Raw genomic sequence first — 22007 nt, forward strand, 5'->3', positions numbered from 1 at the left:
GGACTGCACAGGCCAGCCTTTGCTACCTGTGGGGGTGTTGGTTTTCAGCGAGTTCATCACCCAGGGCTAGCTCCCTCAGCGGTATCATTTCTGCTGCGGCTGGCGGCGCCGGTAGTGGAAACAGTTCGCTCAGGGGGCTGCTGCGCCCCCCTTGCATGACCTGGTGACAGTGATAGCGCTGCAATTCGCGGGGCTCTTTGACGCCACAGGCATGGGCGATCACGGCGACTTCATGCACCAGGTTGTGAACGTAGTGATGTACACGCTCCGCCTTGTGGTCCGGGTTGAGGCCTTTCTGCAGGCGGGGGTTGTGCGTTGTTATACCTGTAGGGCAGGTATTTCGATTGCACTGCAGCGCCTGGATGCAGCCCAGGGCCATCATAAAGCCCCGCGCCGAGACCACGAAATCAGCTCCCAGACACAGGGCCCAGGCGACTTCTGCCGGATTGATCAGCTTGCCCGAAGCGATCACTCTGATGCGTGACTTCAGGCCGTGGCTCTGCAGACGGTCCACCAGCATGGGCAGGCTTTCGCGGATGCTCAGTCCCATGTAGTCCATCAGGCTGGTGGGCGCAGCGCCTGTGCCGCCGTCGGCGCTGTCGAGGGTGATGAAGTCCGGAGCCGAGTCCATACCTAGCTGCCGGATCCTCGCAAACAATGCATCGAGCCAGCCGTAGGCCCCCAGTACGCACTTGAATCCCACCGGCTTGCCGGTGACACGCCGTATTCTGGCGATCATGTCGAGCAGATCGTCCACGTTGTTGATATCCGGGTGACGGTTGGGGCTGATGGAGTCTTTGCCGACGGCTATGCCGCGGATGCTGGCAATTTCGGCGCTGACCTTGGCGCCCGGCAGTATGCCGCCCTTGCCAGGCTTTGCACCCTGGGACAACTTGATTTCGAACATGCGGACCTGGGCATGGGCGGCGACCTCTCGCAGGCGGGCGTCGCACAGGTTGCCCTGCGCATCGCGTACACCGTACTTGGCCGTACCTATCTGGAACACCAGATCGCAGCCGCTCTCCAGGTGCCAGGGGGAGAGCCCGCCCTCACCGGTGTTGAGCCAGCAGCCTGCCAGTTTTGCTCCGCGGGACAGGGCCTGCACTGCGGGTTTGGACAGTGCGCCGTAACTCATGCCGGAGATGTTGAACAGGGAACTGGCGGTGAATGGCTGGGGGCAGTCGGCGCCGACAATGAGGCTGCTCACGGGGGTTGCATCAATGCCCAGGGTAGGAAAGGGGCAGTTGACGAATATCAGTGCCCCCGGCTGGTGAATATCCCGGGTGGAGCCAAACGCCTGAGTAGTGTCGAGATTCTTGGCAGCCCGGTACACCCAGCTGCGCTGGGCGCGGTTGAACGGCATTTCTTCCCGGTCCATGGCGAAAAAGTATTGCCGGAAAAAGCCGCCCAGGTGCTCGAAGGCGTAGCGAAAGTGCGCAACTACCGGATAGTTGCGTCGTAGAGCCTGCTTGGTCTGGCTGATGTCGAGCAGGTACACCAGGCAAAGCGCCAGCAAGGTCAGGCCGACCAGGAACACGAACGCGTAGGCGAGGGTGGACAGTACGCTATGCACAAGGTCGAAGGTTTCGCGGGACATCATGATTGAGCTCCTGCCGGTGAAGGCCGGTCTGACTTGGAATTCAGCGGCACCAAAACGCCGGCCGCAAGATAGTGGGACACAAGGGGTTGCAGATCGAATCTTGGGTCGCTGGCCAGTACCTGCTCGACCGCATGCCCGAGGGGCGCCCCCCGCGACAGTTGCTGCAATAACAAGCTGGCGCCGGGCTGCAATGACCAAAGCTGAACTCTCAGCTGAGGGCGTATCACCAGTACCGATTCAGCGCCGCTGTTCAGGTGGACGGTCTGCGGGTCCTCGACCTCCGCCTGGTTGCATTGCCAGATGTGATAAATGGGAAAGATTGAGTCCACAAGTCGACAGGCCGGCCCCAGGCGAAAGCGCAACTGTGCCAGTGCCCCGGGAGACATCAGTGCCAGTGTCTGAATATCGATTGTCTTGTTATCGGGAGCATGGACAACCTCGTGGCAGGCCCACTCCAGGCGTGCAACATCGGTCAGATACGGCAGGCCTGCCGCTGGCTTGAAGCCGGCAATAAACGCAGGCATTCGGTCGCCGAACTGCAACAGATCGCCGCATCTTGAGGGATGAGCCCTCAGGTAGTGGTCTGCCAGAAACTGGAAAAACTCCGTACCCACCAGCCGTTTCAGTACCGGATAATCCGCCTCCAGGGCTTCCTCCAGAGAAATGCTGAAATTATTGCGGTAGATCTGCAGCAGCCGGGCGGCGGGCAGGCGGCCATCCATAATCAGGCCCTGCAAGTGCCGCAGCTCAGCGCCCCAGAGGTCCTCGGCAAAGGCGCGTTGCAGCCGATTCAGGGCGCTCATGAGCGGATACCTCTATCGGGGGGCGAGAGGTTATCCAGGCAGTCCTGGGCAATCCGGGCCTGATCGACCAGCTCCGGCAGGGGCGGCAGCTCTGCATCCCATTCGATCAGGGTCGGTTTGGGCCCAAGCCACTGCAGGGACTGCCGGTAAAGTGCCCAGACGTCCTCACAGACCGGTGAGGCATGGTCGTCGATCCGCAGCGCGCCGTCCTCGAACTGTTTCAGGCTATGGCCTGCCAGATGAATCTCCGCCACCTGAGTGGCCGGAATTGCCCTGAGGTAGGTTTGGGCATCGAATCCGTGATTGAAGGCGCTGACAAAGACATTGTTGATATCCAGCAGCAGCAAGGCACCGGTGCGCTGGCAGATAGCGTTCAGAAACTCCCACTCCGCTATGGTCGAGTGACGATAACGCAGGTAGCTGGAAGGGTTCTCAATCAGCAGAGTACGGCCCAGGGCCTCCTGTACCTGATGGACCCGCAGGCAGAAATGATCCAGCGCTTCCTCGGTGTAGGGCAGGGGCAGCAGGTCGTTGAAATGGATGTCGGATACCGACCCCCAGCTCAGGTGTTCCGACACCAGGCCCGGCTGCACCTGGTCTACCAAGTCTCGCAGCCGTGCCAAATGAGACCTGCACAGCGGATCGGTTGAACCCAGGGATAGCCCCACGCCGTGCAGGCTGACCGGGTAGTGCTCACGGGCTCGCAGCAGGTAATAAAGCGGAACCCCGGAGCCGCCGAAATAATTCTCTGAGTGGGCTTCGAGCCAGCCGACAGCGGGAAGGCTTTGCAGCAGCGCCTCCATATGGGGACCTCGCAGGCCTATGCCGGCTTCGGTCGGAATCGCCCGACTGGAGACAGCTGTACTCTGGTTGGGCATCAGACCGTTCATCTGGCGCCTCCTTATGCAGTATTGAGGATTAAGGCTGATTTAGCGGTCCTGCGGCTTGGCTGACCTGGAGCGCAGATAACGGTGTATCAGCGCATCCAGCGAAACTAGCCCTGGTCCGTAGAACAGCGGCACCAGCAGCATCAATCCCCAATACTGGTGATGCTGAATGCCCACCTCATTCAGGCTGGGGTAGGACAGGACGGCGATGATGTTGAACAGGAACAGCGTCAGGGCACTGAAGCGGGTTGCCAGCCCCACTGCAAGCAGTACCGGCATCAGCAATTCCACGCCTGTGCCCAGCCAGGCTGCGAGCTGTGGCGACAGAACCGGAACGCTGTATTCGTAGGTGAATAGGTAGAGAGTGGCGTCCCAGCTGGCAATCTTGGCCATGCCCGCTTTCCAGAAAATGGCGGCGATCCAGAGTCGGAATAACAGGCTTACGGCAGGGCTAAGCAGGTTCAGTCCTTGAGTGCACTGCTGGGCCCAATACAGGGTGCGGGTAAAAAGGGGTGAACCGGTGCTGACCGGATTTTCGCGATGGGCGTTGAATTGGGTCATGGTCGCGTTCTCCTGCAGGCAGTGGCCGGAACAGGCCCGGACCACTGCCGGTGGATTGGATCAGAGCCTGACCCTGTGCTGGGCCAGGCTATTTAGCTGGCGGATAAATTAGGTTCCCTACCTATTTATCCATCACCCCACAAAAACAGGCGCAAGTACGTGGACGTGCTGGTTTTTGTGGGCTTCATCATTGGCCTGCGGCCAATGATGAAGCAGGGATGCTTCATGTATTAACCCGGCGGGTTAATAGTCAATTTCACTTGGCTTCAAGGGTGGCGCCGGCGATCTTGCTGCAGGTGCCCTGGGGTACGGCGATAAAGGCATCGGATTGGCGATCGTTCTTGGCGGTGCCGGCGCAGGAGCTGGTTGCGGTCTGGCAGTCGTTCTTGCCGGCGGCGGCAACGCCGTAGCATTTTTCGAACTGGGGTTCGTCTGCCAGTGCTGTGCCTGCGCTGATAATGCCGGCAGTGGACAGTGCAAAAATGGCGGCGCTAATCAGTTGAGTAGAAGCTTTCATTGTCTGTTTCCTCAGGGGTCTGTAGGGGATATGGCTGACCTGTTCAGGTGTCGTTGCCATGGGAGCCAGTCTGAAGAAATCGACCTAGTCATAACATTCGCAATGTCACCTGTCGTACCTGTGGAAAACCGCAGGTCGGGTCTCGGGTGCTACGGTATTGGTGTGGTTTTAAGTGCAGGTTTAGGCCGCTAACTTGATGAAAAATAATAAATAAAATGTATTTAAGGAGCCTGGGATTCTAGCGAGTGTGATTTGAGTTGGTGCTGTGGTTTTGCACCGGGTTGGCGTCTTGGCGTGAAAGTTCGTGTACTGGCACCGACAGCAGCCTGGGTTGGCCCGGTTCTGCTCCATGGCACAGGTAGTATCCGCAAAGCAGCAGGTAGGAGAACGGATTATGCGGGACGAGTTTGGCGGGTATCTTGGATAACAGGTCATACATTCGACATTGGGTTCAGTATCCGTTTGAACCCGGTCACAGGCGGAGGCCAATCATGCAAGCCTTGAATCAAGTACCCACCCATAGCCGTCTCAGCCACACAGTACTGAGCCGGGAAAACGCCCACTTCAGCGGTACCGGTGGTATTAGTCAAAACAACCGCGCCCAGGGATTTCGCCCGGCCTTTCTGGATACGCTGACGGGTCGTATTTATATTTCCTGTTTTGCCGATGGGCGGCCAGCCCCCATCCATCTGCTGGATGGTCTGCCGGCCGCGCTGGTGATCAGTGAGGCGGGGCAGAGCCGTCGGATCCGGGCGGCCGTCATTTCCGGTTTCGTTCTGAATGAGCGCTTCTATACCCGTGCCCAGGCCGCCGAATATCTCCGGCAGGTGGCATTGCCGTCATAACGACGTTCTGAGCTGCCGCACCATAAATAGGGTTGGGCATTATACTAAGGTGAGCCGGATCAGAATTTCCTTCCCATTGAGCTATTGCTTCAGCCTGAACGGGTACCTGTTCGAAATTCCGGCTTATAACTCGAGCTGGGAGTCTCCAGATGATATCGGCTGCGCCTAACCTTAACGCTGCTTTGCGCTTTAATGACACCTCAGAGCTGGTCTACGTCAGCCCGCAAATGCTGCGGTTGCTCGGCTACGATGACTCGGTTTTCTTCGTATCCCCCCTGACAGATCTGATTCCGGAACTGACCGACGAACGGATTGCTGCGCTTTGGCAGCAGACGATGGCCGAGGGCAGTGCCAGGCTGCAGTGTCACCTGGTGGATTGCAGTGGTGGGCATTCCCCGGTCGATATCCGCTTTGGCCGCATTCAGGCTGGCGGGCAGATGCAGCTGTGTGCCTGCGTTCAGCCCATGGTGGCCAGCAGCGAAGCCGAGCGGTTGCTGCAGCTGGTAGCACGCACCACCGCGCAAAGTACCGGGAGCGAGTTCTTTCGTGTCCTGGCCCGGTCACTGGCTGAAGTACTCAATGTGGACGGTGCCCTGATCACCGAATGCCTGGATTTTCCCACCACTCGGGTGCATACCCTGGCGTACTGGACGCATCGTGATTTTACCGGAGATATTGATTATGACCTGGCGGATACTCCCTGCGAGAAGGTGGTTCAGGAAGGGCGCGTCTGTCTTTATGCCAGTCGACTGACTGAGCGCTATCCCAAGGATGTCGGGGCCGAGAGCTATCTGGGGGTGCCGATTTTCGACGCCGATAATCAGCGGGTGATCGGCCATATGGCCTTTTTCGATTCACAAGCGATGCCGGATGGCTTCTATCACAAGGCGGTGTTCGATATCTTCTGCGCCCGGGCCAGTGCTGAACTGCAACGAATGCAGGCTACGCGCAACCTTCGCCTTCAGGAGCAGAAATACCGCCTGCTGGTCGAGAATCAGCAAGAGCTGGTGGCCCAGTTGGATTCAGACGGTCGGTTTGAGTTTGCCAGCCCCTCGCTGTGTGAGTTTTTCGGTCGCACTGAGGCTTCGCTGATGGGAATGCCCTTGCTTGATCTGGTTCAGGCCTCGGATCAGGTACATGGCAGGGCCTGCTGGAGCCAGCTTGGAGTTCCTGGGCAGCATGGGGAATTCGAGCACAGGGTTGAAACGAAGCGAGGCGAGCGCTGGCTCTCCTGGTCGCTGAAGGCCGCCATTGAGCAAGGTGCCCTGCACAGTGTAATAGCCGTTGGTCGTGATATTACGGAGCGCCGGGAGGCGGAAGAGAATGCCCGCCAGACTCTGCAGGATCTGGCCCACCTGTCCAGGGTCAGCTCCATGGGCGAGATGGCCTCTGCCTTTGCCCACGAGGTCAATCAGCCCCTTTGCGCGATCCTGACGTATTCTCAGGCCTGTCTTAGGTTGCTTGGCAGTGAAACCACCGATGTCGCAGAAATTCGCCACGCAATGGAGCGCGTGGCTGCCAATGCAGAATTGGCCGGGGATATCATTCAGCAGATGCGCAACTTTCTGCGCAAGGGTGAACCGGATTTAATGATGGCGGATATTTTCCAGGTGCTGCAGGACGCCATTACCCTGGCTCGGGTGGAACTGCGGGACGACGCTATCGAAATCCAGCTGGAGTGTGAGCAATCTTTGCCGCCGGTTCGCATCAACGTTACCCAGATTGAACAGGTCATTTTAAATTACCTGTGCAACGCCCGGGACGCCATGAAAGCCGTGGGGCGCACCGGCAAGGTGAGTATCAGAGCTCACCACAGCGCACCGCGGGAACTGCAGATCAGCGTTCTGGATCAGGGTCCCGGTATCGACTCGCAACTGCTCGACAGGGTGTTCGAGCCCTTCGTCACCAGCAAATCGATGGGCATCGGCATCGGTCTGTCTATCTGCAAGTCAATCGTAGAGGCCCATGGTGGACGGGTCGGCGGCTTTAATCATCCACAGGGGGGCGCCTGCTTTCAGTTGACGCTGCCGTTGGTGGGCGAGGGAGGAGGATCATGAGTTCGGATCAGGCACGTGTATTCATAATCGATGATGAAAGCGATGTTCGCGCAGCGCTGTCGATGCTGATTCGCTCGATCGGTCTGGAGGTCGAGACCTTCAGTAATGCTCTGGAGTTTCTGGTCAGTTACCGGCCGCAATGGTCGGGCTGCATAGTGGCGGACATTCGCATGCCGGGCATGAGCGGCCTGGAACTGCAGGAGAAACTGAACGCCATGGGGGCCGATATGCCGCTTATTTTCATTTCCGGTCATGCCGATGTGCCCACCGCGGTGCGGGCGATTCAGGAAGGTGCCCTGGATCTGCTGGAAAAACCCTTCAGCGACCAGCGTCTGCTGGACAAGGTGCAGAGCGCGGTCAGGCGGGATCTGGAAAGGCGTGCGGAGATTGAGGTCAGAGGACAGCTGCGACAGCGTTATGCGGCGCTGACACCGCGGGAAAGGGAAGTCATGACAGCAGTGGTCGCCGGAAAAATGAACAAGGTGACCGCGCACGAACTGAATCTCAGTACCCGTACTGTGGAACTGCATCGAGCCAATGTGATGGAGAAGATGCAGGCAGGGTCCCTGGCAGAGCTGGTGCGACTTGCACAGATGCTGGAGCTGGATGAGAGCGGGCCGGCCTGAGCGGATCCTCGGAAACTGCCGAAGGCTGGGCAAGACGCCACTTTTGCCAAGCTGTCGCGCTACTTTAAAAAGCTTGGCTTGGCTCTATTGTGCGTCACTTCAGCCAGGGTCTTTGGCAACCCATAAGCCGGAAAGCTGCAGTTCCTTTTGCAGGCGCTGGGCTTGGGCTTCGGCGGCTTTGCGGTCGGGCAGGCCGGTGATGCGCACTCGATAGAGTATTTTGCCTTTCAGGTTAACGGATTCTGTGGTGGCGCTCTGGCCTAGCGCCACCAATTTGCTTTGCATTTGCTGCGCGGATTTCTGCTGGGAAAATGAGGCAATATTGATTAACCAAGTGTCCTGCGCTGGGGCCATTATATGCTCACTGGCCGCCACTTCAGTTTCTTCCGGCTCCGCCAGGGCAGCGGTATTGGCTTCGGTCTTGGATATGGGGCCACCAGAGTCTGCATTTATCGCGGGTGCGTCGGATTCCTTGCCTGTGTCGGACTGCGTCTGGAGTTCATCCAGTGCAGCTTGCAGCGTATCAATACGGCTATTTAATTCGCTTATGGCTGCTATCTGATTGCTGTTGTCGACGGGAGCCGGTGGTGTCGCGGCCAGGGCTATCTGTGCGTCAAGGCGGGCTTCCAGGTCGCTGACGCGTGAGTCTGTCAGCAGAAAAAGCCCGACGGCTGTGATTACGAAAGCGATCAAAACCGCGGACAGGGTGTACTGATAGCGAGCTACGGCCGTTGGGGGGGCGGGACGCTCCCCACTTTGAGCATTTGTCCTGCGGCTGCGCTCTTCCCAGGGAGTGAGCGGCTCGCTATCCGGGGTCTGATTGACCCGTTTACCGAGAGGCTTGTTTCGTGACTCAGAGGAGGGTTCAAATTCATCAGACTGCACGGTATATATCCCCTTTCTGCTTCATGGCGGTGTCTCGCAAATTTAGCAGTAACAATATACAGCCGCTATCTGTTTCGGCAGCGTTCAGTGCTGCCGCTGAAACATTCAAAAATCGTTCTGCGCTTCTGAGTCATGGGACGGGGCTATTCATCTGATTTATCCCACAGATTAATGATTTCGCCGTTGGCGTAGCCGGAGATAAAGGGCTGCTGAGCGCTGCTGTTGGGGTCGTAGAGGTTGCGCCGCTGGGCACCGATATTGGTGCCGTAAACATGGATGCTGACAGAGGCTGTGTCATTCAGCCCGTTGGACACGCGGTGGATATCGCCGATGCGCGGTGATACCAGGTCAATGCTGCCGGGGTGCAATTCGTGAGTGCCCAGTGCCAGCAGTTTGCCGCTTTGGGGATCGGGGGCGAACTCCTCGCAGCGTTCCAAACCGCGCAGCACGCCGACCATACCCCAGACCTGGTGGTCGTGAATGGGTGTGCACTGGCCCGGGCCCCAGACAAAACTGACCACCGAAAAACGCTCCAGCGGATCGCAGTGCAGCAGGTACTGGCGATACTCGGTGAGGCCTGGCTCGCTATAGGCCTCCGGCAGCCAGTCGTCGTGTCGGATCAGATCCGCGAGCAGCAATTCACCGGCATCCAGCAGGTAGGCTTCATCATCCGATTCGTTTACCAGAGCGGTGAAGGCCTGGACAAAATCACGCAGGCGGGCGGTGTTATGCATGGCTGTCTCCTCAGGGGTGGATTTGTCTTAAAGCCTATCAGAAGCTAGCGCATTTGCGCCTTTGGCGAGAAACTGCAACCAACTGACTGATATTAAAAGATGTTTTTCAAGGCCAAATCATTACTTGAGTGCGCGCCTGCATTTTTCAGCGGTGATCAGAAGCTGCATACAGACTAATTGCATAATTAACGCATCCATTGTCGGGTTCTCTGCGTAGAAAAGAGAAACTCAATGCAGTGGAGGTTCCAATGGGATGCGTCGGCAAACGGGTTTCAGTCTCGTTGTGGGCCCTGGTACTGCTGTCCGGCTGTGACAGTGGCAGCGATACATCTTCCTCTGCAGCGATCCAATCTCAGCCTGGCCTTTCAGTGCCTGTTGCTTCTGTCTCCCTGCTGGATTCCCCTGCGAAAGTATCATCTGGCATGGTCGGCGCTCAGGGGCGACGACCGCTTGCCTGTGAACTGGTACAGGCGCAATTCGAGGCCGACCGCACAGTGACCGATATCGAGCAGATACAGCAGCAATTGCGCGGTAATGAAATAAGCTATTCGCGTCGGCTGGAGCTGCTGGAGCGTCTGGGTTGGCGTCACCTGGCCCTGGCACGGGAAACCTTTGACGCCGGTTATCTGAAGCTGGCTGAGCAGGCCGGTAATTGCATGAACGCCCAGGTACCGGGCAGTGCGGCTGCACAGCTGTTGCTCGCACGCTCACTCCACCAGCAGCATCGTTTTGCCGAATCCCAGGTGCTGGCGCTGGAGCTGGTGAGCAGCCGCGGGGGCTGGTTTGACTATGGCCTACTGGGTGATCTGCAGCTGGAACAGGGCGATCTCGAGGCCGCTGCCAGCGCCTACCAGCGCATGATGGATTTGCATCCCGGCCCCCAGGCTTACAGTCGTGCGGCTGAACTGCGCTGGCTCAACGGTGATAGTGACGGCGCCATCGAAATGATGGCGCTCAGTGCCCGCTCTACCAGTGCGCGGCAACCCGAGGCCAAGGCCTGGGCCCTGGCGCGCCTGGCAAGCTTTGTGATTGCCCAGGGCGATGCTGATACGGCGCTCACTCTGGTACGGGCGGCGCTGGAAATACGCCCGAACTATCCGCCGGCACTGCTGCTATCGGGCCGCCTTTGGCTGGCGCGGGGTGACTACGCCCGGGCCGTTGAGCAGTTGCAGCGTGCTGCCATAGAGGCGCCCCAGCCCCTCTATCAGTGGCCGCTGCTGGAGGCGCTGGAGCAAGCAGGAAAGGTTGAAGCACAGGCTACGCTGCAGGCGCAGCTGGCACGGCGGGGTGCAGACGCCGACAGGCGCACCTATGCGCTCTACCTGGCGTCCACCTCGACCAGCGCTGCGGCACTCTCAAGGGCGCTGACCCTGGCGCAGCAGGAATATGCAATCCGCCAGGATCCTCTCACGCTGGATACCCTGGCCCTGGCGCAATACCGTCAGGGTGATCTGGTATCCGCCTGGAATCTGATTTCCAGCGCACTGGCATCGGGCCTGCAGGACCCGCGCGTACAGTTGCATGCCGGTATGATCGCCGCCGCCCGCGGTGACTGCCAGCAGGCACAGAACTGGCTAAATAGGGCCCGGCAGCCGGCTTATCGGCTGCTGCCATCCGAGCAACGCATGCTGGCGCAAGCCCGCTGTAGCGCAAGTGAACAGCAGCTTTCAAATGCTGTACTGAGTCGCAAGGCTCTCCTTCGCCCGTAAGGGCAACTCCAAATCTGGAGATACACCATGAAATCGCGAATAGAAAGGATCAGGACGCCCAGTGTGCTGCTAGCCTGTGTGGGTGCAGCCAGCCTGGCACTGGCATCCAGCCATATGGATGCCCCCCTGATCACTCTGGATGATGCGGCCAATACCGCCGATGTGTATGCCTTTCGCAGTAACAGCGACGGCATGGCCTATCTGACCACGGCGCTGAGCGTCTATCCGTTCGAGGAGCCCGGTATCGGGCCCAACAAATATAACTTTGACGACCGGGTGCGCTACTCGATCCATGTTGCGACCGGTGATGATCTGGCCGCCGGCAGGCCTTCGCTTAGCTACCACTTTCGTTTCAATACCGCCTACAAGACCAACCAGACGATACTGCAGTCTTACCTGGGTGTGATTGACAGGGTGGGGGACGATGCCCAGAACCTGACCCAGAGTTACCGGTTGACGCAGGAGAACCACCGCACCGGCATAGTGACGGACCTGACGCCGCCGGGATTCAAAATGCTGGTACCGCCCAATAATCAGGGTATTGCGACCCCTCTGTACAATATTGATAACAATGGTGAAAACCCGGCCCGCGACGGCGTAGCGCTGGTGGCTTCACTTGATGCCTATACAGCGCAGACCGTTTACAACCTGCCGGGCGGTTATCGCACTTTTGCCGGTCAGCGAGACGACGGCTTCTACGGCGATATTCAGTCGATCTTCGATCTGCTGCAGCTGCGCAGCCCGGGCGTTGATGCCCAGGGTGGCTACAACGTGCATACGGTGGTGCTGGATATACCCTTGCAGGCGATCGGCGGTGCCGACCAGGTGGTGGGTGTTTATGCCAGTACCAGCCGGCAGAAACAGACAGTGCTGCGCAAGGACGGGCCCAAGGAGTCTGGTGATTGGGTGCAGGTGGCCCGTCAGGGGAATCCGTTGTTCAACGAAGCCCTGGTCGCCATTGCCGACAAGGATCTCTATAACCGCTCCTCACCCGAGGTGGACGCTGCACTCTTTGCCAAATACGCCGAGGAGCCTGAGCTGGCCGCATTGCTGAATGATCTGGTGTTTGGCGGTGATATGGTAGCGCTTGAAACCGGGCGCACAGATATCGCCGGGATCTTTATTCCCGACCTGATCAAGGTGGATCTGTCCACCGCCGCTGCGCGTCTGGCAGGCGGCGGTGCCGATGATGTGGCCAATCCCGATGATGCCGGCTTCTCGCGCCTGAGTGTGTTCGGCGGTGATGCGCTGAGCAGCTCGGTGCAGGCAGGTCTTCCCGGCTTTGCGGCGGGTACCATTCCAGGTGGCTGGCCCAATGGACGGCGCTTTGGTGATGATGTCGTTGATATTGCGGTTACGGCGCTGATCAGTGATCTGCGCAATGATCCACTGGTGATCAACGGACCTGCCGGTGACAACGTCGATGCCAATGATATTGCCTATAACAAGGTGTTCCCCTACGCCGCGACGCCCCTGAACGGGCGTAATCATGGTCATGGGCACTAAGGTTAAACCCGCCCTGTGGCTGTTGCTGGGGCTGCTTTTGCAGCCCTGGCACAGTGCACTGGCGCATGACCCGGGCATCAGTACTGTCCGGGTCATGCCTGATGCGGCGGGCCTATCGCTGTTGTTCAGTATTAATGCCAGCGAGCTTGAACGTTTTGTCAGCCTGGATAGCGACAGTAACGCGACGGTGAGTGAGGCGGAAGTTGAGGCTGCGGCCGAGCGTCTGCGGGGCCTGGCCATTTCCCTGGTACGGCTTGAGCCTGCGAGTGACTCCCGGATGCCCCGTGCCGGTACCGTTGCACTGGGCGCACAGCAGACTATCGAGCTGGCTGTGCGGATTGACGACGCTGTTGTTCCCGTCGACACCCAGCTGGCTTTTCTGCGGCTGGACGAGTTTCCCCCCGACCATCGCCTTTATGTCTCCCTGGAGCAGGATGGGACGCTGCTGGATGCGCGCATTCTGTCGGCCCGTACGCCACAGCTGACCGTGCCGGCGCAGGCAATCTCCACCCTGCGGTTGCTCCAGACCTATATTACCGAGGGCATGCAGCATATCTGGAGCGGATTTGATCATATGCTGTTTCTCGTCACCTTGCTGCTGCCGGCGGTGCTGGTACGCACGGGCGCAGGCTGGACGCCGGCCGAGGGGTTGAAGCCCGCCACGCTTGAGCTGCTTAAGGTCGTCACGGCCTTCACCCTGGCGCACTCCATCACCCTGAGTCTGAGTGTGCTGAATATTCTGAGTCTGCCGTCGCGCCTGGTGGAGAGCCTGATTGCGCTATCGGTGATATTGGCGGCGCTGAATAATTTGTGGCCGCTGGGGCGAGGTTTGCGCTGGCCGCTGGCGCTGGGTTTTGGGTTACTGCACGGCTTTGGCTTCGCCAGTGTGCTGTCGCTGCTCGGGCTGCCCGCGGGCGGGCAGCTGGCGGCACTGGCTGGATTTAATATAGGCATAGAACTCGGCCAGCTGGCACTGGTCGCGATACTGTTCCCACCGCTTTACCTGGCCCGGTCGCAGCTGTTTTTCCAGCCGCTGGTGTTGCGTACAGGCTCGGTGCTGGTGATTCTGGTGGCCGGTGTCTGGCTGTGGCAGCGTGTATTCCCGGGGGGTTCCTGAGAGTCGCTTTGTGATACTGGCATATGCTTTGCGTCCAGCTGCGGCATGATGGGCACCGGGCTCTATACTGAGTGCGATGACAGGATGCGGATAGTGATGACGGAACGGGTTATACAGGCGGATGGGATCTGCAAGCACTATGGCCGCGGGGAAACCCGGGTCCAGGTGCTGCGTGATCTGTCGTTTGAGCTTGCAGCAGGCGAGTCCGTGGCCATTATGGGGCCATCGGGCTGTGGCAAGTCGACCCTGCTGAACCTGCTTAATGGCCTAATGCACCCCGATCAGGGCTCACTGGAAGTGTTCGGCCTGCCATATCAGCGCCTTGGCGACAACGGCTGGGCCCGCTGGCGTCGCCACCGCATAGCGACCCTGTTTCAGGATGGCAATCTGATTCCAACCCTGAGCGTCAGCCGCAATCTTGTCTTTCGGGCGGGCTTGGCGGGGCTCAAGGTCGAGCCGCTTGAGCTGCTGCAGGCGCTGGGTATTAGTGATGTCGCGCAACGCTACCCCGACCAGCTGTCCGGCGGTCAGCGCCAGCGCGCGGCCCTGGCCTGCGCTTTTGCCATGCAGCCTGAACTGATTCTGGCGGATGAGCCCACTGGCAGCCTGGATGAAGCCAGTGCCCAACTTGTTATGCCATTGTTTTTCAAAACCATGCACGAACGCGGCCTGACGGCCCTGATCGTGACCCACAACCCGGTGCTGGCGCAGGGCTGTGATCGGGTGCTGCACCTGAGCAACGGTGCTCTGAGTCCATGAGCTCGGCAGTGTATTTGTTCCAGGTGTACCTGAGCCATTACCGCCGCCACCCCGGGCAGCTGGCCGGCCTGCTGCTGATCCTCGCCTGTGCCGCCATGCTCTGGAGCGGCGTGCAATCACTCACCAGTCGGGGCGCAGCCTCCATTGAAGCCTCAGTACAGGCCCAGGCGCCCCAATTGTCGCTGCAGCGGCTCGACAGGCGTCCCCTTGGGGTGGATGACTTTGCGTTGCTACGCCGAGCAGGCTTTTGCGTTACGCCGCGCCTCAATCTGCAGCTTGAACTCGACCGGCCAAGCCAGGCGCAGAGTAAACCCTCTTCTAGCGTACGCGCACGGCTGCGCCTGCTGGGCATCGATCCTCTTACGGCGGCTTGCCTGCCTTCGCTCCCCGGGATGACGGCGGTGCTGGATGCCGCAGAACCTGAGCTAGTAGCCGGGCAATCGCCAGCAGAAGGGGGGGCGGCACGGGGCACACTCTGGGGTTCAGCTAGCGCATTGCGGTTGTGGCAAAGCAGCGCGCACGCCGTTACCACTGAATATGCGTTGCAGGCGGCACCTGATCTGCCGGCCGATGTGCTGGTGGGTGATATAGCCACCATAGCCATTCTTGCCCGGCAGACAGGGCGTGTGGCAGGGCTTGAGCTGCTGATGCCGGCGCCGCTGGCCCGGATGCTGCCTTCAGGCTACGAGGCGACGCTGCAGGACTACGGGGTTTCATCGGCGCCGCTGGCAAACAGCTTTCTGCTCAGTCTGGAGGCGCTGGGCTGGCTGGCCCTGCTGGTGGCGGCGCTGCTGGTACGTGCGGTCTATCTGTTTTCGATGGAGCAGCGCCGGCGCAGCCTGGATATCCTCTATCGCCAGGGCGTTGAACTCTGGCGTCTGCGGCTCTACCTGCTGCTGGAAATGCTGTTGCTGTGCGTGCTCGGCGGGGCTCTGGGCGTATGGCTTGGGCAGCTGCTGGCTGGCCTGCTGGCTGAGGGCTTTCGAGGCACCCTGGCGGGCTTGTTCAGCCTCGAGGGTCTGGGCGCGGGCCTGTCGGCGGCAGAACTCTGGCTGCGGGCCGCCTTTGTACTGCTGGTGTTACTGGCCTGGGCCTGCAGCGATATCTTGCTGCTGAAGTCCGATATTCAGACGGGAGAGACTCGCCGCCCGGAGGGGCCCTGGGGCTGGCTCGCCGGTGTGCTGCTGATGCAACTGGGTGTGCTGGGTCTGGCGCTGGATACGCCGCTGTGGCTGATTTTTGCGGCCACCGGTGCCTGCCTGCTGGGCGCAGGCCTGTTACTGCCGCGCTTGCTGTCACTCTTGCTGTCAGGGCTGCAGGCTTTGGTGCAACGCAGGCCTGGCGCAGTGTTGCTGGAATGGTCCTGCTCGGAGATGCAGGCGCTGTGTCGTCTGCTGCGCCTGCCATTGCTGGCGCTGGCATTTGCCATCGCTTCTGCCATTGGCATCCAGGCCATGGTGACGGGCTTTGAAAGCACCTTTGCACGCTGGCTCGATCAGCGGCTGCAGGGGCAGCTTTATCTGGATCCCGCGCAGCCGGTGATATTGCAGGATTGGGTGACCCAGTTGCAGACGCTGCCCCAGGTGGTGGCGGTACTGCCCCAGGTGCGCGGGCGGGGGCTGGTGGAGCAGCAGGCGGTGGATGTGCTGGGGGTGGACCCTGAGTCTGCGCTTGTGTCGGGCTGGGATTTTCTGGAGTCGGCACCGCAGCCCTGGCTGGCGCTGCGGGGGCAGGGCCTGATGCTCAATGAGCAGCTGGCGCGGCGCCAGCACCTCAAGCTGGGCGACTGGATCAAGGTGCGCCTGGGCTCCATGGAAAAGCTGTATCAGGTGGCGGCCATCTATGCCGATTATGGCCGGCCGGATGGCGAAATAATGCTGGGGTACCGCCATTTTCCAACAGCGCTACCTGGGCGCCATACCACCTTTGTGCTGGGGCTGGCGCCGGGCTCAGCACCGGACTGGCAGCGCTGGCCGCAACAGTACCCCTGGCTGGCGGATAGCCGGCTGCGTGATCAGGCCGCGCTCAAGGCGGGGGCCCGGGCGGTGTTTGGCCGTACCTTCGACATTACCGGCGCGCTGAGCGGGCTGACGCTACTGCTATCAGGAGTGGCACTTATGCTGATGGCTCTGACACTGTTTCGTTTGCGCCAACGCCTGTACAGCTGGATCTACGTCTGCGGCCTGACCCGCGGCCAGTTGCGCTGGCGCCTCTGTGCTCACTCCATGCTGCTCACCACAGTGTTGAGTGTGCTGGCGACGCCCCTGGGCATTTTCCTGTCCTGGGTGCTGGTGGCCAGGGTCAACCCGGTGGCCTTTGGCTGGGCGCTGCCGTTCAACCTTTATCCGGCCTACTGGCTGCAGGTGTGGCTGGCCTGTCTGCTGGTCGGTGCCGTAACCGGTGTGCTGATGGCAAGCCCGGTGCGGCTCGAGACACTGAAAAATGAATAGCTGTCTGGGCCGCTGGCGACCCTGGGTGGGCATCCTGCTGTTGCTGTTGCTGTTGCTGTTGCTGGCGGGCTCTGAGCCTGCACCGCCGCCACAAGGTGATGCAACGGCTGTGTTGAGCGAGCAGGTATCGCCTGAAGCGGACTTTGCCCAGGCCCAGCCCGGCATGACAGTTTCATTGCCCCAGGATATGGGCGCTCATCCGGACTATCGGCTGGAGTGGTGGTACCTCAATGCCAATCTGCGCAGCGAGACAGGCGAGGCCTTCGGTGTGCAGTGGACGCTGTTTCGCATGGGGCTTGGCGGGCAGCGCGCAGAAGAAACAGCCATGGCCGGCTGGTATGGCGATGAGTTGTGGCTGGCGCACGCGGCGCTGAGTCAGCCGGGGCGCCATCGTTTTGCCTCCAAGCTTGGGCGCGGTGGCAGTGGTCAGGCCGGGGTCGTCGCGGCGCCCTTTGAGGCCTGGATTGATGACTGGCAGCTGAGCGCCTTGCAACAGGGTGGCTGGGCGCTGCAGACCCAGGCGGGCGACTTTGGCTACCGCTTGCAGCTGATGCCGACCCTGGCTGCGGTAAAGCACGGTAACCAGGGCTTTAGCGCCAAGTCGGCTGTGGGCGGCGGCTCTATGTATTTCAGTTACCCGGCCCTGGCCATCAGTGGAGAGATCACCCTGGATGGCAAGACGCACCAGGTCAGCGGCCAGGGCTGGTTTGACCGCGAGTGGAGCAGTCAGCTGCTGCAACCCGATCAGCGTGGCTGGGACTGGATGGCGCTGCATCTGGATGATGGCCGCCGCTTGATGCTGTTCCGGATACGAGGCAAAGCGCCGTTTTATGCCGCCAGCCTGATTCAGGCCGATGGCAGCAGCCAGGCACTGAGCCCCGATGAATTCAGCTTGCAGCCGCTGGCCTTTCGCGACAGCAGGCGTGGCCAGGTGCCGGTGCGCTGGCAGGTGAGGGTGCCGGCAGCGGGCATCGAGCTTGAGGTGACGGCCTGGCCCGGGGACTTCTGGAATCCGGGCCGGCTGAGTTACTGGGAAGGGCCGGTGGAGGTAAGCGGCAGTCATAGGGGTGAAGGTTACCTGGAAATGACCGGCTACGGCGACTGAAGCTGCGCCCGGTAAGGCTTCGGGTTATGCTGGCGACCTTTGTGCCATTAACCAGACGGACAAACAGGTTCCCTCCCTATTTGTCCGTCACGCCAGAACTCTTTAGCCTAATAGAATGGCCGCAGGTGCGTGGACCTGCTGGGCTCTTTCCGGCGAAGGGATGGCGCTCGCGTTGGGCCGTTGTTCCAGCGAAAGGCCCAATGATGAAGCATCCCTGCTTCATGTATTACCCCGCTGGGTTAATATCGACTGTCCATCCTGCCCCGAGACCGGTTTTTCCCATGGCGTTATTTTTACAGCTTGGCTGGTTTTTTCGTGAACACCGGCGTACCTACAGCCTGGCGCTGTTGATGCTGGCGGGCGTAGCCGTGCTGAACATGAGTGTGCCCTGGCTGATTGGTCGCGCCATTGATGCGCTGCTGCAGGCGTCTGCTGGCAACGATGACGCCATACCGGGCGCGCATTATTTGCTGGCGCTGTGCGGCCTGGGGCTGGCGGTTTATCTGCTGCGCATGGGCTGGCGGCTGATTCTGTTTGGCACCTCCTATCGGCTTGGCAATCTGCTGCGCGCGCGCTTCTATCAGCGCCTGACTCGCCAGGGCCAGGCGTTCTACAACGTCCACAACACCGGCGACCTGATGGCCCGCGCCACCAACGATATAGATGCCATTGAGCTTGCGGCGGGCGAGGGGGTGCTGTCGGGCTTTGATGGTTTGCTGACGCTGTTACTGGTGCTGCTGATGATGTTTGTCGTAATCGACTGGCGTCTGGCGCTGGTGGCACTGATTCCCTTTCCCTTTATGGCGCTGGCGTTCTATCGCATATCCAGCGCCGTGCACCGCCATTTTCAGCAGGCGCTGGAGCAGTTTTCCCGCCTCAATGACCGTACCCAGGAAGCCCTGGCCGGCATTCGTCTGGTCAAGGCCATGGGGCGAGAAAGGGTTGAAATCAGCGCATTTTGCGCCATCGCCGAAGAAGCCGCGGCAAGCAATTTCAAGGTGGCACGCAGCGAGGCGCTGTTCGAGCCGGTGATCTTCCTCTGCATGGCGGCGGCGCTGGCGCTGAGTGTGAGCTTTGGCGCCTGGCTGATTGTGCAGCAGGCGCTGACGGTCGGCGCCCTGGCCAGCTTTATCATGTATCTGGGGCAGCTGATCTGGCCGATGTTTGCCTTTGGCTGGCTGCTGAATATTGTTGAGCGCGGCAGTGCCGCCTTCAAGCGGGTGGACAGCCTGTTGCAGTGCCCGGACAGCATTGATGCCAGCGGTACCCTGCAGCCATCGGGGGCGGATATTCGCCTGCGCGGGCTGACCTTCAGCTACCCCGACAGTCCGCAGCCTGCATTGCAGCAGATTGATCTGGACCTGCCCCAGGGGCGGGTGCTCGGCGTCGTAGGCCCTACCGGGGCCGGCAAGAGCACGCTGATTCAGCTGCTGATGCGCTATTGGGATGCGCAGCAGGGGACGCTTGAACTGGGCGGCGTTGCCATAGGCCAATTGCAGCTGGCGGCGGTGCGGGGCGCTTTCGCCTATGTGCCCCAGGATGCTTTTCTGTTCAGTATCAGCATTGCGCAAAATATTGCCTTGGCCAGGCCCGATGCCAGCCAGGCGGATATCGAAGCCGCCGCCCGCATCGCGTCGGTACACGACGATATCATGGGTTTTGAACATGGTTACCATACTCCGGTGGGCGAGCGCGGTGTGACCCTGTCGGGTGGGCAGCGCCAGCGTCTGGCGATCGCCCGGGCACTGCTGACTCAGGCGCCGGTACTGGTGCTGGACGATGCGCTCTCGGCGGTGGATGTGCATACCGAGCGGCGCATTCTGGGGCATCTGCGGCGCAATATCGGCGCTCAGAGCTGTATTATCATCAGCCACCGGTTGTCTGCGGTACAGCATGCCGACGAGATTATAGTGCTGTCCCACGGCCTTGTGCTGGAGCGTGGCAATCATGCAGCCCTGCAGATCGCGGACGGCTGGTACAGTCGCATGGAAGCGTATCAGCAACTCGAAGCCTCGCTCGATGCCAGGGATCAGGAGGTCAGGGCATGACCGCTGCAGCCGAGACTCACTCCGAACAGCCTGCAGACAAGCGCGGCGCCTTTCGGCTGCTGAGCAAGTATGTGGTGCGGGACAAACCGCTGCTGATCAAGGCCCTGCTCCTGTTGCTGCTGGCGACAGCGGCGGATGTGGCTGGCCCCATACTGCTGAAAATCTTTATCGATGATCACCTGCTGGTGGAAAATTTCGAGCTGCGGGCGCTGCTGACACTGCTGCTGGTCTATCTGCTGACCCAGATCTCGGCCGCCTGGCTGCGTTATCAGCAAACGCTGCGCTTTTGCGATATGGCGCTCGGGGCCGTGCTGGATATTCGCGAGCGGGTGTTCGCCCATGTGTTGCGCCTGCCCATGGCCTTCTACGACCGCGCCATGACCGGTCAGCTGGTCAGCCGCATCACCAACGATACCGAGGCCATCAAGGACCTGTATGTGCAGTTCCTGTCGGTGGTGCTGACCAACCTGATTCTGCTGGCGGGCATCATAGTCGCCATGGGGCTGCTCAATGTGCAGCTGATGCTGATTGCACTGACGCTGGTGCCGGCGGTGGTGGCGGTGATCTACGTCTATCAGCGTCTCAGTGGCGCGGCTGTGGGGCAAACGCGCCAGCTTCGTTCCGAGATCAACGCCAGTATCAGCGAGTCTATCGCCGGCATGGGGGTGATTCAGGCCAGCAATCAACAGCAGCGCTTCAGTGCCCAGTTCGAGGGGCTGAACAGCCAGTACTACCAGGCCCGCATGCGCACCGTGCGAGCCGGCGCACTCTTGTTGCGCCCGGCCATCGATCTGCTCAGCGTTCTGGTGCTGGTGGCGGTGGTCTGGGGCTTTGGTCTGCAGCAGGTCGCCGGTGTGGCGGAAATCGGCGTGCTCTACGCCTTTCTCAATTACCTGAGCCGCTTTACCGAACCCCTGGCCGAGATCACCCAGCGCTTTAATCTGTATCAGCAGGCCATGGTCGCAGGCAGCCGTGTGCATCAGCTGATACAGGAGGGCGAGCAACAATACTCGGCGGGTGATGCCCAGATCAGTGCCGGTGCCATCAGCGTGCGTCAGCTGGATTTCCAGTATCAGCCGGGCAAGACCGTGTTGAAACGGCTTTCAATCGAGGTGCCGGCCGGCGGATTCTTTGCGGTAGTGGGCCATACCGGCAGCGGCAAGAGCACCCTGCTGAACCTGCTGCTGAATTTCTACAGCCCTGGCGGCGGCGAGATCCGGCTGGACGATCAGCCCCTGTCACAGCTGAGTCACGAGGCCCTGCGCTCAGGCATAGGCCTGATTCCGCAGGAGCCCTTCGTGCTGGCGGCCAGTCTCTACGACAACATTGATATGGGGCGGGGTCTGGGGCTGGCGGCGATTGAAAAGGCGGCGCGCCAGGCGCATCTGCACAGTCTGATTAAGGCTATGCCGGATGGCTATCAGACACTGCTGGGGGAAAGGGGCACGCGGCTCTCGACCGGTCAGCGCCAGCAGCTGATCATTGCCCGGGCGCTGGCGGCCTCGCCGCGCATACTGCTGCTCGATGAAGCCACGGCCAACGTCGACAGCGAAACCGAGCAAGTGGTGCAGCAGGCGCTGAGCGAGTTGCATGGCAAGGTCACGCTGATTGTGGTGGCGCATCGCTTATCCACCATCCGCCAGGCCGACCGTATTCTGGTGCTGTCCCACGGCGAGATTGCCGAATCTGGTACTCACACCGAACTGCTGGATCGTCTTGATGGCCTTTACGCTTCCATGTATCGCCTGCAGCAACAGGCGCGGCGGGTGGCAGAGGCCGAAGACGCCTGAGGGCTGGG

Annotated in this window: 18 protein-coding genes; 11 read left to right on the plus strand and 7 right to left on the minus strand. The window is 60.4% G+C overall.

What is annotated here, in order from left to right; all coding sequences use genetic code 11:
* Positions 1-22 precede the first annotated feature (22 nt).
* The 5 genes from MPRO_RS10645 to MPRO_RS10665 form a co-directional block, all read right to left on the minus strand.
* Entirely contained in the window at positions 23-1600 is a 1578-nt protein-coding gene (locus MPRO_RS10645) for an FMN-binding glutamate synthase family protein (RefSeq protein ID WP_245635074.1), read from the minus strand.
* On the minus strand, positions 1597-2403 hold the full coding sequence (locus tag MPRO_RS10650; protein WP_067291662.1) for an HvfC/BufC N-terminal domain-containing protein: 807 nt from the start codon (positions 2401-2403) through the stop codon (positions 1597-1599). The genes MPRO_RS10645 and MPRO_RS10650 overlap by 4 nt, the downstream gene beginning before the upstream one ends.
* The gene (gene bufB / locus MPRO_RS10655) at positions 2400-3293 is read right to left on the minus strand and encodes an MNIO family bufferin maturase (RefSeq protein WP_082708643.1); all 894 of its coding nucleotides are present in this window, start codon (positions 3291-3293) and stop codon (positions 2400-2402) included. Before bufB ends, MPRO_RS10650 begins: the two co-directional genes overlap by 4 nt.
* 39 nt (positions 3294-3332) lie before the next feature.
* Positions 3333-3851 (minus strand): DoxX family protein, encoded by a 519-nt coding sequence (locus tag MPRO_RS10660; RefSeq protein WP_082708645.1) that lies wholly within the window; start codon positions 3849-3851, stop codon positions 3333-3335.
* Between the two features lie 256 nt (positions 3852-4107).
* Positions 4108-4368, minus strand: a complete 261-nt coding sequence (locus MPRO_RS10665; protein ID WP_067291666.1) for a BufA1 family periplasmic bufferin-type metallophore — start codon at positions 4366-4368, stop codon at positions 4108-4110.
* 491 nt (positions 4369-4859) lie between these two features.
* Here MPRO_RS10665 and MPRO_RS10670 point away from each other — a divergent pair, with 491 nt between their 5' ends.
* From MPRO_RS10670 to MPRO_RS10680, 3 genes are all read left to right on the plus strand, one after another.
* The gene (locus MPRO_RS10670) at positions 4860-5213 is read left to right on the plus strand and encodes a hypothetical protein (protein ID WP_067291669.1); all 354 of its coding nucleotides are present in this window, start codon (positions 4860-4862) and stop codon (positions 5211-5213) included.
* A 149-nt stretch (positions 5214-5362) separates the two neighbouring features.
* The gene (locus MPRO_RS10675) at positions 5363-7270 is read left to right on the plus strand and encodes an ATP-binding protein (RefSeq protein ID WP_067291673.1); all 1908 of its coding nucleotides are present in this window, start codon (positions 5363-5365) and stop codon (positions 7268-7270) included.
* A complete protein-coding gene (locus tag MPRO_RS10680; RefSeq protein WP_067291676.1) occupies positions 7267-7896 on the plus strand; it encodes a response regulator transcription factor in 630 nt (209 codons plus the stop codon). Before MPRO_RS10675 ends, MPRO_RS10680 begins: the two co-directional genes overlap by 4 nt.
* 99 nt (positions 7897-7995) lie before the next feature.
* Here MPRO_RS10680 and MPRO_RS10685 read toward each other — a convergent pair whose 3' ends face one another.
* Positions 7996-8589 carry an SPOR domain-containing protein gene (locus MPRO_RS10685; RefSeq protein WP_158651792.1) on the minus strand — a complete coding sequence of 198 codons (594 nt, stop codon included), beginning with the start codon at positions 8587-8589 and terminating at the stop codon, positions 7996-7998.
* A gap of 335 nt (positions 8590-8924) precedes the next feature.
* Positions 8925-9515, minus strand: coding sequence for a cysteine dioxygenase family protein (locus MPRO_RS10690; protein ID WP_067291681.1), 591 nt, complete (start codon positions 9513-9515; stop codon positions 8925-8927).
* Between the two features lie 248 nt (positions 9516-9763).
* On the opposite strand from MPRO_RS10690, the gene MPRO_RS10695 reads away from it, so the two are divergent.
* The 8 genes from MPRO_RS10695 to MPRO_RS10730 all read left to right on the plus strand — a co-directional run bounded on the left by MPRO_RS10695 (position 9764) and on the right by MPRO_RS10730 (position 21999).
* The gene (locus MPRO_RS10695) at positions 9764-11224 is read left to right on the plus strand and encodes a tetratricopeptide repeat protein (protein ID WP_082708647.1); all 1461 of its coding nucleotides are present in this window, start codon (positions 9764-9766) and stop codon (positions 11222-11224) included.
* A 27-nt stretch (positions 11225-11251) separates the two neighbouring features.
* Complete coding sequence (locus MPRO_RS10700) at positions 11252-12730, plus strand: DUF4331 domain-containing protein (RefSeq protein WP_082708649.1); 1479 nt, start codon at positions 11252-11254, stop codon at positions 12728-12730.
* A complete protein-coding gene (locus MPRO_RS10705; protein ID WP_216821287.1) occupies positions 12720-13847 on the plus strand; it encodes a HupE/UreJ family protein in 1128 nt (375 codons plus the stop codon). Before MPRO_RS10700 ends, MPRO_RS10705 begins: the two co-directional genes overlap by 11 nt.
* A 96-nt stretch (positions 13848-13943) precedes the next feature.
* Complete coding sequence (locus MPRO_RS10710) at positions 13944-14606, plus strand: ABC transporter ATP-binding protein (RefSeq protein ID WP_067291695.1); 663 nt, start codon at positions 13944-13946, stop codon at positions 14604-14606.
* Positions 14603-17056 (plus strand): FtsX-like permease family protein, encoded by a 2454-nt coding sequence (locus MPRO_RS10715; RefSeq protein ID WP_067291698.1) that lies wholly within the window; start codon positions 14603-14605, stop codon positions 17054-17056. The genes MPRO_RS10710 and MPRO_RS10715 overlap by 4 nt, the downstream gene beginning before the upstream one ends.
* On the plus strand, positions 17049-18161 hold the full coding sequence (locus MPRO_RS10720; RefSeq protein WP_067291701.1) for a lipocalin-like domain-containing protein: 1113 nt from the start codon (positions 17049-17051) through the stop codon (positions 18159-18161). Before MPRO_RS10715 ends, MPRO_RS10720 begins: the two co-directional genes overlap by 8 nt.
* 281 nt (positions 18162-18442) lie before the next feature.
* Positions 18443-20209 carry an ABC transporter transmembrane domain-containing protein gene (locus tag MPRO_RS10725; protein WP_067291705.1) on the plus strand — a complete coding sequence of 589 codons (1767 nt, stop codon included), beginning with the start codon at positions 18443-18445 and terminating at the stop codon, positions 20207-20209.
* The gene (locus MPRO_RS10730) at positions 20206-21999 is read left to right on the plus strand and encodes an ABC transporter ATP-binding protein (RefSeq protein ID WP_067291708.1); all 1794 of its coding nucleotides are present in this window, start codon (positions 20206-20208) and stop codon (positions 21997-21999) included. The genes MPRO_RS10725 and MPRO_RS10730 overlap by 4 nt, the downstream gene beginning before the upstream one ends.
* The last annotated feature ends 8 nt before the right edge of the window (positions 22000-22007 follow it).

Origin of the sequence: Marinobacterium profundum (assembly GCF_001528745.1) — a bacterium.
Taxonomy (GTDB): Bacteria; Pseudomonadota; Gammaproteobacteria; order Pseudomonadales; family Balneatricaceae; genus Marinobacterium_A; species Marinobacterium_A profundum.